General features: G+C 66.7%; 13 protein-coding genes. 5 read left to right on the forward strand and 8 right to left on the reverse strand.

The genetic code is table 11. From position 1 onward, the window contains the following. Positions 1–144: 144 nt before the first annotated feature. From A3840_RS11805 to A3840_RS11825, 5 genes are read left to right on the forward strand one after another with little or no spacing between them, the layout of a single operon-like run. A complete protein-coding gene (locus tag A3840_RS11805) occupies positions 145–1,128 on the forward strand; it encodes a TRAP transporter substrate-binding protein (RefSeq protein WP_067456750.1) in 984 nt (327 codons plus the stop codon). A gap of 53 nt (positions 1,129–1,181) precedes the next feature. Beyond that, positions 1,182–1,673, forward strand: a complete 492-nt coding sequence (locus A3840_RS11810) for a TRAP transporter small permease (protein WP_067456753.1) — start codon at positions 1,182–1,184, stop codon at positions 1,671–1,673. Beyond that, positions 1,673–2,944: a TRAP transporter large permease gene (locus A3840_RS11815; RefSeq protein ID WP_082903849.1), complete on the forward strand. Its 1,272-nt coding sequence runs from the start codon at positions 1,673–1,675 to the stop codon at positions 2,942–2,944. Before A3840_RS11810 ends, A3840_RS11815 begins: the two co-directional genes overlap by 1 nt. Before the next feature lie 16 nt (positions 2,945–2,960). Then, complete coding sequence (locus A3840_RS11820; protein ID WP_067456756.1) at positions 2,961–3,722, forward strand: IclR family transcriptional regulator; 762 nt, start codon at positions 2,961–2,963, stop codon at positions 3,720–3,722. Positions 3,723–3,771: 49 nt separating this feature from the next. Beyond that, a complete protein-coding gene (locus tag A3840_RS11825) occupies positions 3,772–4,878 on the forward strand; it encodes an extracellular solute-binding protein (protein WP_067456759.1) in 1,107 nt (368 codons plus the stop codon). A 78-nt stretch (positions 4,879–4,956) separates the two neighbouring features. Here the strand turns inward: A3840_RS11825 and cobM are convergent, their stop codons facing one another. The 8 genes from cobM to A3840_RS11865 form a co-directional block, all read right to left on the reverse strand. Next, positions 4,957–5,712, reverse strand: coding sequence for a precorrin-4 C(11)-methyltransferase (cobM, locus tag A3840_RS11830; RefSeq protein ID WP_067456762.1), 756 nt, complete (start codon positions 5,710–5,712; stop codon positions 4,957–4,959). A 169-nt stretch (positions 5,713–5,881) separates the two neighbouring features. Next, a complete protein-coding gene (locus A3840_RS11835) occupies positions 5,882–7,093 on the reverse strand; it encodes a bifunctional cobalt-precorrin-7 (C(5))-methyltransferase/cobalt-precorrin-6B (C(15))-methyltransferase (RefSeq protein ID WP_067456765.1) in 1,212 nt (403 codons plus the stop codon). A 6-nt stretch (positions 7,094–7,099) separates the two neighbouring features. Next, positions 7,100–7,855, reverse strand: a complete 756-nt coding sequence (locus A3840_RS11840) for a precorrin-3B C(17)-methyltransferase (RefSeq protein WP_067456768.1) — start codon at positions 7,853–7,855, stop codon at positions 7,100–7,102. Continuing rightward, a complete protein-coding gene (locus A3840_RS11845) occupies positions 7,852–8,577 on the reverse strand; it encodes a precorrin-2 C(20)-methyltransferase (RefSeq protein WP_067456771.1) in 726 nt (241 codons plus the stop codon). Before A3840_RS11845 ends, A3840_RS11840 begins: the two co-directional genes overlap by 4 nt. Beyond that, the gene (locus A3840_RS11850; RefSeq protein ID WP_067456774.1) at positions 8,574–9,206 is read right to left on the reverse strand and encodes a precorrin-8X methylmutase; all 633 of its coding nucleotides are present in this window, start codon (positions 9,204–9,206) and stop codon (positions 8,574–8,576) included. Before A3840_RS11850 ends, A3840_RS11845 begins: the two co-directional genes overlap by 4 nt. Beyond that, positions 9,203–10,450, reverse strand: coding sequence for a precorrin-3B synthase (cobG, locus tag A3840_RS11855; RefSeq protein WP_082903850.1), 1,248 nt, complete (start codon positions 10,448–10,450; stop codon positions 9,203–9,205). The genes A3840_RS11850 and cobG overlap by 4 nt, the downstream gene beginning before the upstream one ends. A gap of 135 nt (positions 10,451–10,585) precedes the next feature. Continuing rightward, positions 10,586–11,311: a precorrin-6A synthase (deacetylating) gene (gene cobF / locus A3840_RS11860; RefSeq protein ID WP_067456777.1), complete on the reverse strand. Its 726-nt coding sequence runs from the start codon at positions 11,309–11,311 to the stop codon at positions 10,586–10,588. A 13-nt stretch (positions 11,312–11,324) separates the two neighbouring features. Then, entirely contained in the window at positions 11,325–11,789 is a 465-nt protein-coding gene (locus tag A3840_RS11865; protein ID WP_067456780.1) for an Lrp/AsnC family transcriptional regulator, read from the reverse strand. Positions 11,790–11,843 lie beyond the last annotated feature (54 nt).

The following is an 11,843-nucleotide window of genomic DNA, read 5'->3' on the forward strand; positions in this document are numbered from 1 at the left end:
GCGGTGATGAGAACAGTTTTTCCGGCGAGATCGGTCACGCAAGCCTCCTTTTATCGCGGCTTGACCCTGCTAGATCATCGCTATATGAAAAACAATTGTCATATATGAAAAATAGCTGCTGAACGCGGCTTCGGGAGAAACCTCATGAAACTGACTATTGCCGCTTCGGCGGCCGCCTTGCTTGCTGCCGGCCTCGTGGCCCCCGCCCAGGCCCAGAGCGTTGTGCGCTTCGCCCATATGAATTCGCCGGAGCACTTCGTTCACGTGGCGGCCCTGGACATGGCCAAGGCCGTCGAGGAGCGCAGCAATGGTGAGATCAAGATGGAGCTGTTCCCCAGCGGCCAGCTGGGCGAGAACGGCGCGGTGACCGAGCAGATGTCCTTCGGCGCCGAGCTGATGGGGCAGGTGGGTATCGGCATGCTGGCTGACTACGCCCCGGACTATTCCATCGTGCTCTATCCCTTCCTCTATCCCGATTTCGAAGGTGCCAAGCGCCTGCTGGCCAGCGACCTGATCAAGGAACTGGAAGCCAAGGTTGCGGAGAACAACATCAAGGTGCTCTGCTACGCCCATTTCGGCGTCCGCGATCTCTATACGCGCGACCGGGAAGTGCGCTCGCCCGCCGATTCGGAAGGCCTGAGCGTCCGCGTGCAGCCGGTGACCATCTATACCGAAATGGTGCGCCTGGTCTTCGGCGGCGCCGCCACCCCGATGCCGTGGCCGGATGTCTACAGCGCCCTCGCCCAGGGCGTGATCGATGCCGCCGAAGCCCCGCCCTCGGCCATGATCGACCAGAAGCACTACGAGAACACCAAGTTCTTCATCCAGACCAACCACATGACGGACATCGTGCCGGTGACGGTCAGCGCCTCCTGGTTCAATGGCCTGTCGGAAGCCAACCAGGCCATCTTCCAGGAAGAGGCCAGCGCCGCTTGCGACAGCATGACCGCGGCCTCGATCGCCAGCTATGAAGAAGGTATCCAGACCCTGGCCGACGCCGGCATGACCATCATTTCCGATGTCGATCGCGCCGCCTTCGCCGAACGCGCCGCCGGCATTGCCGACGCCTTCCCCGAATGGAGCGAAGGTCTCTACGACCGCGCCAAGGCCATCGTCGACGGCCAGTAACAGCCAGCCGGCCCGGGCACGCGTCCGGGCCGGCCATCTTTTGCAAGGAGGGGATGTTGCAGGCAATCTCCAGAAAAATAGACGCCGCTCTGGGCGGCCTCGACCGGGCGCTGATCGCGCTGAGCATCGTGGCGCTGGTGGTCCTGGTCGGCGTGGTCTTCATGGCCGTGGCCATGCGCTATCTGTTCAATGCGCCGCTGATCTTCTCCTTCGATCTCTCGACGCTGATCTTCGCCTGGATCGTGTTCGTGGGCCTGGCCATCGCCGATCGCGACGATGCGCATATGGGGCTCGACCTGGTCGCCAATATCGGCAATGCCACGGTTCGCCAGGCCCTGGTGGCGCTGCGGCTCATCCTGGTGCTGGCGCTCTCCGTTTATCTGGCCTGGATCGGCTGGCAGCTCTATCTGCGCACCGGCGCCCAGATCTCCTCGCTGCGCATTTCCGCGAAGTGGCTTTATCTTTCCATGCCGATCGGGTTCGGGCTGCTGGCCCTTTCCTATATCGGCCGTATCATCCGGCTCGCCGCCGGTGGAGCGCGCTGATGCTCTGGGTCGTTCTCGCCCTTTTCCTCTTCCTGCTGCCGCTCGGCGTCCCCGTCGGCCTGATCCTGCTCATGCTCTCGGTCGCCTATGTGCTGATGGAGCCGGCGCTGATGGACGTGGTGCTGGCGCAGCGCATCGTGCAGGGCACGCAAAGCTTCCCGCTCCTGGCCGTGCCGCTTTTCATCCTGGTCGGCGAATTGATGAACATTTCCGGCATCAGCCGGCGCGTCATGGATTTCGCCGCCGTGCTGACCCGCCGCGTCTGGGGCGGGCTGGCGCAAACCAATGTGCTGCTGTCCACGCTCCTGGCCGGCATGTCCGGCTCGGCCAATGGCGACGCGGCCATGCAGGCCAAGATCATCGTGCCGGAAATGACCAAAAGAGGCTATCCGGTAGCCTATTCGGCGGCGCTGACCGCCGTGTCCTCGCTGATCGCCCCGATGATTCCGCCGGGCATCGGCCTCATTCTTTTCGGCTTCGTCACCAATACCTCGATCGGCCAGCTCTTTGCGGCGGCCATTCTCCCGGGCTTCCTGATGGCGTTCATGATGCTGGTCCAGGCCTATTTTACGAGCCGCATCAACAAGTGGGATCCGCCGCGCGGCGTGCAGCCGGGCGACCCCTCGCTGGGCCGTTCCTTTCTCGGCGCCCTGCCGGCGATCATGCTGCCGGTGCTCATCATTCTGGGCATCCGCGGCGGCGTGTTCACCCCCGCCGAGGCGGCCGGCATCGCCGTGGTCTACACGGTAATCTGCGTGATCGTCTATCGCGAGGCCGATTGGGCCATGGTGTGGAAGGCCCTGCGCTCGACCGTTTCGACTACCGCCGCCATCCTGCTGATCCTGGCCGCCTCGACCGCCTTCAGCTGGGTGCTGACCTTCGAGCAGGTGCCCCAGACCATTGCCGGCGGGCTGCTCTCCTTCACCGACAACCCGACCCTGATGCTGGCGCTGATCGCCGTGGTCATCCTGATTGCCGGCGCGGTGATCGAGGGCACGGCGCTGATCCTGATCCTGGGCCCCATCTTCCTGCCGGTGACCAACGCGCTGGGGATCGACCCGGTGCATTACGGGGTGGTCTTCGTGCTGATGGCGCATCTGGGCGGGGTGACCCCGCCGGTGGGCACCATCATGTTCACCACCTGCACCATCACCAAGACGCCGCTCATCGCCTTCACCAAGGCGGCCTTCCCGATGATCCTGGCCTATCTCGCCTTTGCGCTGGTCTTGATCTTCGTACCCGTGTTCAGCACTGGTCTGGCGCATCTCTAGCGGAAGGGGAACGAGGGTGAGCAAGGACGATACGGATCTGGGGCCGAGCTATTCGGCCCCCGCGGTGGACAAGGCCTTCGAGATCATCGATCTGCTGGCCGGGGAAATGTCGGGGCTGACCGTGACGGACATGGCGCTGCGCCTGGGCCGCTCGACCAGCCAGATCTACCGGATCGTGGTGTCGCTGCATCGCCTGGGCCTGTTGCGGCGAAACGAGCAGAGCGACCGCTATGAACTAACGCTCAAGCTCTATGAGGTGGCGACCCGCCATCCGCCACTGCAGAAACTGATCTATCACGCCGATCCCATCCTGGAGCGGTTGGCCGAAGAGACCGACCAGTCGTGTCACCTGGCGACCGTCACCGGGACCTCCGTGGTGATCCTGGCGCAGGCCGACAGCCCGATGCCGATGCATTACACGGTCAAGCTCGGCTCGCGCTTTCCAGCCATGGAAACCAGCTCCGGCGTGGTGATCGCCGCCTTGTCCGCGCCGAACCGGCAGCACATGCTGCTGGCCGAATTTTCCGAGGCCGAGCGGGAGCAATTCCGCGCCCGCTTCGAGGCGATCCGCGCAAGCGGCCATGAGCGCCGCGAAAGCGACGTCACCGCCGGCGTCATCAACCTGTCCAAGCCGGTGCTCGACGCGGCCGGACATCCCCTGGGCGCCATCACCGTGCCGTTCCTGCCCCAGCGCCGCATGCGCATGCAGGCCGAAGCGGTGCTCGAAAAGGTCGTCGCGGCGGCCGGCATGCTCACCACCATCATGCAGAACACCTGAGGTTCTGCGCCCCTTCCTGACGGAGACTGACTTGACGACGCTCAAAGGCATGACCTGGCGCCATCCCCGCGGCTTTGACCCCATGGTGGCGACCTCCCGCACCTGGTTCGAAAAGACCGGCGTGACCATCGAATGGGACCAGCGGAGCCTGCAGGATTTCGAGAGCTATCCGGTCGAGGACCTGGCGCGCAATTACGACCTGATCGTCATCGATCATCCCCATGTCGGCCAGATCGCGGCGGAAAACTGCCTGGCCGCCTTCGACCGTCCGGAACGCCAGGCGGCGCTGGCCGAGCTGGCGCGCCAATCTGTGGGGCAGTCCTTTCCGAGCTATAATTGGCAGGGCCGCCAATGGGGCCTGCCCATCGACGCCGCCACCCAGGTGCAGGCCTATCGCGCCGATGCGCTGGGCGGGCCGGCCGTGCAATGGAGCGACGTGATCGCGCTGGCGCGCGAGGGCAAGGTGACGCTGCCCATGCGCTCGCCGCACGCCCTCATGGTCTTCTATACGCTGGCCGCCAATCTGGGCACGCCTTGCCGCTCCGAGGCCGGTGGCGAACTGATCGGGCGCGAAGCGGGCATCCGCGTGCTGAAGCTGATGAGCGAATTGCTCGCTCTTGTGCAGTCCGATTGCTGGGACATGGACCCGATCGCCGCATTGGAATTGATCGCTTCGGGCACGCGCAGCGAAGTGCTGCTGCCGCTGACCTATGGCTATCTGAGCTATGCGACGGACGGGTTCCGGCCGCATCGCGTGGCCTTCGCCGATATCGCGGCCGCCGGCGGCAAGGGCCCGCTGGGCGCCGCCCTGGGCGGCACGGGCATTGCGGTTTCCGCCTATTCCAGAGATGTCGATGCCGCGCTCGACTATGCTTTCTGGGTGGCGGGCGCCGAGGTGCAGAAGACGCTCTATACGCAGAATGGCGGCCAGGCCGGCAATCTCGACGCCTGGCAGGACGAAGCGGTCAATGCGCCGGTGCATGGCTTTTACCGCAATACGCTGGCGACGCTGGAGCAATCCTGGATCCGCCCGCGCCATGACGGCTATATGACCTTCCAGGCCCTCGGCTCGGAAATCCTCGAGGCCGGATTGCGCAACGGCAAGGATGCCGGCGAGATCATCGACCGCATGAACGCGGCCTTTGCGGCGAATTAGGGCTGGATGGTTCCGGCCAGCGGCACACCTCCCCCGTCACGGGGGAGGTGCAGGGTCGCCTGCCGCAATATCCGCGGTCTACCGCCCGCGGAAGCGGCGCTGGTAATCGGGGTCGTAGAGCGAGCTTTCGCGAAAATCCTCCGCGCCCAGGCCTCGCCCGACGAAGATGAGCGCGGTGCGCTCCACCGGCTGGGCTGCGAATTTCTCTTCGATATCGCCCAGCGTGCCGCGCAGAATGGTCTGGTTGGGCCAGCTGGCATGGGCGATTATGGCGACCGAGCAGTCGGCGCCGTAGAAGGGCGTCAGCTCTGCCACCACCCTGTCGAGCCCATGAATGGCGAGGTGGATGGCCAGCGTTGCGCCGGTGGCGGCGAAGGCGGCCAGGTTCTCGCCTTCCGGCATGGGCGACGCGCGGCCGCCGATGCGCGTGAGCACCAGGCTCTGCGCCAGGCCGGGAATGGTCAGTTCGCGCCCCAGGGCGGCTGCGGCGGCGGCGAAAGCGGGCACGCCGGGGGTGAGCGTATAGCCAATGCCCAGCCGGTCGAGGCGGCGCATCTGTTCGGCCACGGCGCTCCAGACCGAGAGGTCGCCGGAATGCAGCCGCGCGACGTCTTCGCCCGCTTCATGGGCGCGGATATATTCGGCTTCGATCTCGTCCAGCGACATCGGCGCGGTATCGACCAGGCGCGCACCGGGCGGGCACCAATCCAGCATTTCCCTGGGCACGATGGACCCGGCATAGAGGCAGACCGGACAGCGGGCGAGCAGGTCGCGGCCGCGCACGGTGATGAGATCGGCCGCGCCGGGGCCGGCGCCGATGAAGTGGATTGTCATGGGCAGACTCGCAGCGTGTGGAGAGAACCCCTCACCCGTCTCGCGCTGCGCGCGATCCACCCTCTCCCACAAGGGGCGAGGGGAGAGCTGGTGCTTGGGGAGGCGGAGTGCCTCCCTTCTCCCCTTGTGGGAGAAGGTGCCCGGAGGGCGGATGAGGGGTTCTGCATGCTCATCCCTTCACCCAACGCCATTGCGTGATCGGCATGGCCGGACGCCAGCCCGTCATCGTGCCCAGCGGCTCGGCATGGGCAATGGAGAGCCGCACGAGATCGCCGCCATGCCGGGTGTGCAGCGCCAGCAGGGCCTGCTCCATTTCCAGCGTGACCGCATTGGCCACGAGGCGCCCGCCGGGACGGAGGGCCGCGATTGCGGTCTCCATGACGCCCGGTTCCGAGCCGCCGCCGCCGATGAAGATGGCGTGGGGGGCATCGAGGCCGGCCAGGGCTTCCGGCGCACGCCCCGTGATGACGCGCAGGTCGGGCACGCCGAAACTGGCGGCATTGCGGGCGATGCGTTCGGCGCGGGCGGCATTGTCCTCGATGGCGATGGCCCTGAGGCTGGGATCGGCCAGCATCCATTCGATACCGATGGAGCCGGAGCCGGCACCGATGTCCCAGAGCGTTTCATGGCGGCGCGGGGCCAGGGCGGCGAGGGTGAGCGCGCGGATATCGCGCTTGGTGATCTGGCCGTCATGCTCGAACAGCGCATCGTCCAGCCCCGGCGTCAGCGGCAGGATGCGGGCGTCGGGCAGGGGCACGGCGGTTACCGCGCAGATATTGAGCGGGTTGATATCGGTGAGCGCAAAGAGCTCGGCCATCTGCGAGCGGACCCGTTCATCGGCACCGCCCAGGGCCTCCATGACGGTGATGATGGAGCGGCCGAACCCGGCCTCGGTGAGGAGCTTGGCGAGGGCGGCGGGGCCGTGTTCGTCCGAGGTGAGGGCGAGGATGCGGGCAGCCGGATGCAGGTGCGGGCGGATAAGGTCGAGGGGGCGGCCATGCAGCGAGAGGCTGATCACGTCCTGCAAGGCCCAGCCCAACCGCGCGGCGGCGAGGCTGAAGGCGGAGGCATGCGGGATGACGCGCATCTGCGCCGCATCGACATGGCGGGCCAGCGTCGCGCCGACGCCGTAATGGAAGGGGTCGCCCGAGGCGAGGACGCAGACATTCCTGCCCTTCTCGGCGAGCACGGCGTCGATGGCGGCGGAGAAGGGCGATGGCCATGCATGCGGCGCGCCCCTGATGGCGGGGGCTGCCAGCTCGAGATGGCGGGCGCCGCCAAAGACGATCTCGGCCGCTTCGATGGCCTGGCGGGCGGCGGGAGACAGGCCGGGCACGCCATCCTCGCCGATACCGACAATGGTGAGCCAGGGATCAGCCATGGGCCGTCACATTCCCACGCCCCGCGGCGAATAGACCAGCGGGTCCATGCCGGGCCGTTCGATGATGCGGGTTTCGGCCGAGCCGATGATGATGCAGGTGGCCATGTCGGCGGGCTGCTGATGCGCCTCGCCCAGGGGAGCGACGGCGAAATGCTCGTCCGGGCGGCCCACGGCGCGGCCGAAGATCACCGGCGTCGTCACCGGCAGCACTTCGCGCAGGATCTTGAAGGCATTGGGCAATTGCCAGGGCCGGGCCTTGGAAATGGGATTGTAGAGCGCGATGACCAGGCCCGCTTCGGCCACGGCGCGCAGACGCCGCTCGATCAGCTCCCACGGCTTGAGGTTGTCGGAAAGCGAAATGGCGCAGAAATCGTGGCCCAGGGGCGCGCCGGCGCGGGCGGCCACGGCCAGCATGGCGGTGACGCCGGGCAGCACTTTGACATCGAGCCGGCGCCACGTTTCCGGGCCCGTCTCGATGGCTTCGCACACGGCCGCGGCCATGGCGAAGACTCCCGGATCGCCGCCGGACACCACGCAGACCCGTGCGCCGCGCGTGGCAGCATCGAGCGCGGCCCTGGCGCGGTGGATTTCCTCGCGATTGTCGGAAGCGATACGGCTCTGGTCGGGGCGCAGATCGAGCCGGTCGAGATAGGGCCCGTAGCCGAAGAACATTTCGCCGGCGGCGATGGCCTCGAGGGCCTGCGGCGTGGTCTGCCCGGGATTGCCGGGGCCGGTGCCGATGATGGTGAGGCTGCCGGTCATGGTCGCGTGCTCCAGCCGGGGACGAGGATCAGCGAGAAATAGGGCGCAAGGTCATCCGCCTTCTCGCTGAGCGACTGGGAAAAGCCGGCCTCCATGGTGCCGCGCTCAACATAGACGGCGCCGGACAGGCGCCCCGCCTCGGCCAGCGCGGCGCGCACCTTGGGCAGGTTGCGGCCGAGCTTCATGATGACGGCGCCTTCCGTGCCGCCGAGACGACGAACGAGATCGGCGTGGTCGAGCGTGCCGGGGAGGATGGTGAGGATATCGTCGCCCTGCACCAGCGGCAGGCCTGCATGCGACCAGGCGCCGGACATCGCGGTGATCCCGGCAATGACCTCCGTGTCGTAGCGCGGCGCGAGGCGGACATGGAGATGCATATAGCTGCCATAGAGCAGGGGGTCGCCCTCGCTGAGCACGCCGACGATCCGCCCCGCGTCGAGATGGGCGGCGAGACGCTTGGCCGCCTCGGCATAGAAGGCCTCGATCTGCGCCTTGTAGCCGTTCTCGTGGCGGTGGATTTCGGTGGTGACCGGGTAATCCAGCCGCTCCTCGATCTGGCCGGGGCGAAAATGGGCGGCGGCGATGGCCCGGGCATTGCTGGCATTGCCGCTCTTGGCGAAAAAGGCGATGACATCGGCGCTTTCGATAGCGCGCACCGCCTTGAGCGTGAGCAGTTCCGGATCGCCGGGTCCGGTGCCGATGCCGATGAGCTTGCCGGTCACAGGCCCGGCCTCGCCAGGGCGTTGAGGCAGGCCGAGGTGATGGCGCTGCCCCCCAGGCGGCCGCGCACGATGGCAAAGGGCACGCCGTAGGAATTTTCGGCTAGGGCGTCCTTGGATTCAGCCGCGCCAACGAAGCCCACCGGCATGCCGAGAATGGCCGCCGGTTTCGGCGCGCCGTCGCGCAGCATTTCCAATAGATGGAACAGGGCGGTGGGCGCATTGCCGATGGCCACGACGGCACCAGCGAGATGCTCGGACCAGAGATCGAGTGCAGCGGCCGAGCGGGTATTGCCGATCGCTGCCGCCAGGGCCGGTGTGCGCGCATCGCGCAGGGTGCAGATAACCTTGTTGTCGGCGGGAAGGCGGGCGGCGGTGATGCCGCGCGCGACCATTTCCGCGTCGCAGAGAATGGGCGCGCCGGCCTCAAGCGCCTTGCGGGCCGCCGAAACGAAACCGGCGCCGAAGACGAAATGCTGGGCGGCCTCGACCATGCCGGCGGCATGGATCATGCGTACGGCAAGCTCGGCCTCGTCTTCGGCAAAGCCGGACAGATCGGCCTCGCTGCGGATGATGGCGAAAGATTGCCGGTAAATGGCGTCGCCATCCTTGATGTAGTCGTATTGCGTCATCGGCCTTCCCGGCAGGCGAGAGCGGGGATCAGCCCGGCCTCGTCAACAATTTCATCAGGCGTATCGCCCGCGCGGCCCTGGAAGACAAGGCCAATCCCATCGGCGCGGCCGACAAGCGTGATATCGGCCGGGCGCGGATGGGCGCAGCCCTTGGCGCAGCCGGAAACATGGAGGTGTTTGCCGACCGGAACATGCGGCGCGAGCGCGGCGCCCAGCCGGCGCGCGGCGACATGGCCGGAGGCGCAGCCTTCATTGCCGACACAGGCGCTGACCCGTCGGCGCGGATCGGTTGGATCGGTAATGAAGCCGAGGCCGGTGGCGGCGGCGATGAGGCCGGCGGGGGCGTCGTCGAGAAGCAGGCTGTGGTTGGGCGCTAGGCGGAATGTGGTGAGCTTGGCGGCAGCGGCCAGATCGGCCAGGGCGATGAGGGCGCTGCCGTGGATTTGGGCGAAGGGCAGGGCTATGGGAGCGGTGCGGCCGTTGAGAATTTCGAGCGTGTGGCCCCCCCACCCCGTCCTTCCCCGCAAGGGGGAGGGTGTTGGGCCGGCTTTTGGCGCAAAATCGAGGCCCATCCTCGATGCAGCACCTCCCCCCTTGCGGGGGAGGTTGGGAGGGGGGGATGGCATACGCTGTGCCGGAAACAAATCCGCCGCCCGCGCCTCGACGCCTAGAGCCGCCAGCGCACCGAGCGTTGCGAGGGTGGCGGAGACCGCGCCATCGGTATCCATCACCTGTGGCTTGCCGCCGCCCAGCGTCACCGCCCAGTGTTTATCGTCGATGGCGAGCAACCGGATATCGGCCTTGAGCGCGGCGAGGGAAACCTGGCCGCCGCTGTCGATTACCACGCTGACCTTGGGGCCGAGCTTGCCCTCCATCGGCGCGGCGGCCTTGCGGATCGCTTCGGCAAGCGCACGGGGATCGGCCTTTTCGGTGGGATCGTCGCCGGCGATGGGAGAGAGATCGACCACCAGCCCGGTTTCGATGGGCAAGCCGGCGCCGGCGGCGCGGGCGAAGAGCGGGGCGCTGGCCGGCGTCAGGCCGCGCACTTGGAGATTGCCACGGGCGGTGATTTCAACGATGCCATTGCCATGGGCGATGGCGAGCCGCGCGAGATCGGCAAGCTGGGATGGCGCCAGCCGATTGCCGGCAATGCGGAGGCGGGCGAGCAGGCCGTCGCCGGTCCGCATCGGCGCGTCCAGCGTCGGACAGGCGCCGCGACGATTGGGGGCGGTGATATTTATCACGGGGTCATCCCCGCGAAAGCGGGGACCTCCGTTGCAGCAAACAGGGGTTCCCGCTTTCGCGGGAATGACATTGTGACTGTCTGAAAGAGTCCAAACGCTGCATGGGATTATCTTACCAGCCCGCCGCCCGGCGCACTACTGCGCCTTGCGGAGGAGATAGGTATCCATGATCCAGCCATGGCGGGCGCGGGCTTCGGTGCGGGTGGCGACGATGTCCTCGGCCACATCGCCCAGCCGACCGGCGATGAGCAACTGGTCGGGCGTGCCGAGATAGGCGCCCCAGAAGATTTGCAGGTCCGGATCGGCCTCTTGGAAGGCCAGGCGCCCGTCGAGCATGACGATGGTGTCGGTTTCGACCGAACCCAATTGGCGGCCGGTGGTGATCAGCACCGGTTCGCCGATGCGATTGAGCGCGATGCCATGGGCGGCGGTAAGCGCCTGGATGGCGGTGATGCCGGGGATGACTTCCACCCGGATCGGCGTATCGACGCGCTCGAGAATGCGCAGGGTGGAATCATAGAGGCCGGGATCGCCCCAGACGAGGAAGGCGCCGGCGCCACTATCCGGCACCTGGGCGATGAGATCGCCGAAAATCCGGCCCAGCGCATCGTGCCAATCATCGACGCCCTGGCCGTAATCGGGATTGGCCGCATCGCGCCGGGGCACGGCATAGCCGATCTGGCGCGGCGCGCCGGTGACGAAGCGGGCGATGATGGTGCGGCGGATATCGGCCAGGTCGGCCTTGTTCGCGCCCTTGTCGGGCACGAACAGCACATCGGCGCGGTTCAGCGCTTCGATGGCGGCCATGGTCATGTGGTCGGGGCTGCCGGTGCCGATGCCGACGACGAGAATGGTCTTCATGCCGGGCTCTCTATCATTCCGCATCGTCCTTGACTGCCTCCATCGACACATGGGTGGAGGTGTGGGCGACATGGGGCAGGGCGGAAATCTTCTCGCCCAGCACTTCGCGATAGGCCGAGATGTCCTTGGTCCGCACTTTCAGCAGATAATCGAAGCTGGAGGCGATCATATGGGCCTGCTCGACCTCGGACAAAGCGCGGACCGCCTTGTTGAAGGCTTCGAGCGCCGCCTTGCGGGTATCGCTGAGCCGCACTTCCACAAATGCGACATGCGGCAGGCCGAGGCGCTCGGGATCGATGACGGCGCGATAGCCCAGGATATAGCCGTCGCGCTCCAGCCGCTTGATGCGGGCCTGCAGCGGCGTCTTGGACAGGTTTACCCGCCGGCTGAGTTCGGCCACGCTGATGCGGCCGTCGCGGGCCAGCTCGGTGAGGATGCGGCGATCGATTTGATCCAAAGGACTGTCTTGGTCGGACATGGTGGGCGGAATGGCTGGAAAAGACCACAACATCGTATCACAAGTATCGCAGAA

It is taken from the genome of Devosia elaeis (genome assembly GCF_001650025.1).
Lineage (GTDB): Bacteria > Pseudomonadota > Alphaproteobacteria > Rhizobiales > Devosiaceae > Devosia > Devosia elaeis.

What these genes read in the sequence shown, in the direction of transcription:
- A3840_RS11825 (WP_067456759.1), top strand. Translation starts at nt 3,772, where the DNA reads ATGACCTGGCGCCATCCCCGCGGCTTTGACCCCATGGTGGCGACCTCC.
- A3840_RS11835 (WP_067456765.1), bottom strand. Translation starts at nt 7,093, where the DNA reads ATGGCTGATCCCTGGCTCACCATTGTCGGTATCGGCGAGGATGGCGTG.
- A3840_RS11810 (WP_067456753.1), top strand. Translation starts at nt 1,182, where the DNA reads ATGTTGCAGGCAATCTCCAGAAAAATAGACGCCGCTCTGGGCGGCCTC.
- cobM (WP_067456762.1), bottom strand. Translation starts at nt 5,712, where the DNA reads ATGACAATCCACTTCATCGGCGCCGGCCCCGGCGCGGCCGATCTCATC.
- A3840_RS11815 (WP_082903849.1), top strand. Translation starts at nt 1,673, where the DNA reads ATGCTCTGGGTCGTTCTCGCCCTTTTCCTCTTCCTGCTGCCGCTCGGC.
- A3840_RS11850 (WP_067456774.1), bottom strand. Translation starts at nt 9,206, where the DNA reads ATGACGCAATACGACTACATCAAGGATGGCGACGCCATTTACCGGCAA.
- A3840_RS11865 (WP_067456780.1), bottom strand. Translation starts at nt 11,789, where the DNA reads ATGTCCGACCAAGACAGTCCTTTGGATCAAATCGATCGCCGCATCCTC.
- cobF (WP_067456777.1), bottom strand. Translation starts at nt 11,311, where the DNA reads ATGAAGACCATTCTCGTCGTCGGCATCGGCACCGGCAGCCCCGACCAC.
- A3840_RS11805 (WP_067456750.1), top strand. Translation starts at nt 145, where the DNA reads ATGAAACTGACTATTGCCGCTTCGGCGGCCGCCTTGCTTGCTGCCGGC.
- A3840_RS11840 (WP_067456768.1), bottom strand. Translation starts at nt 7,855, where the DNA reads ATGACCGGCAGCCTCACCATCATCGGCACCGGCCCCGGCAATCCCGGG.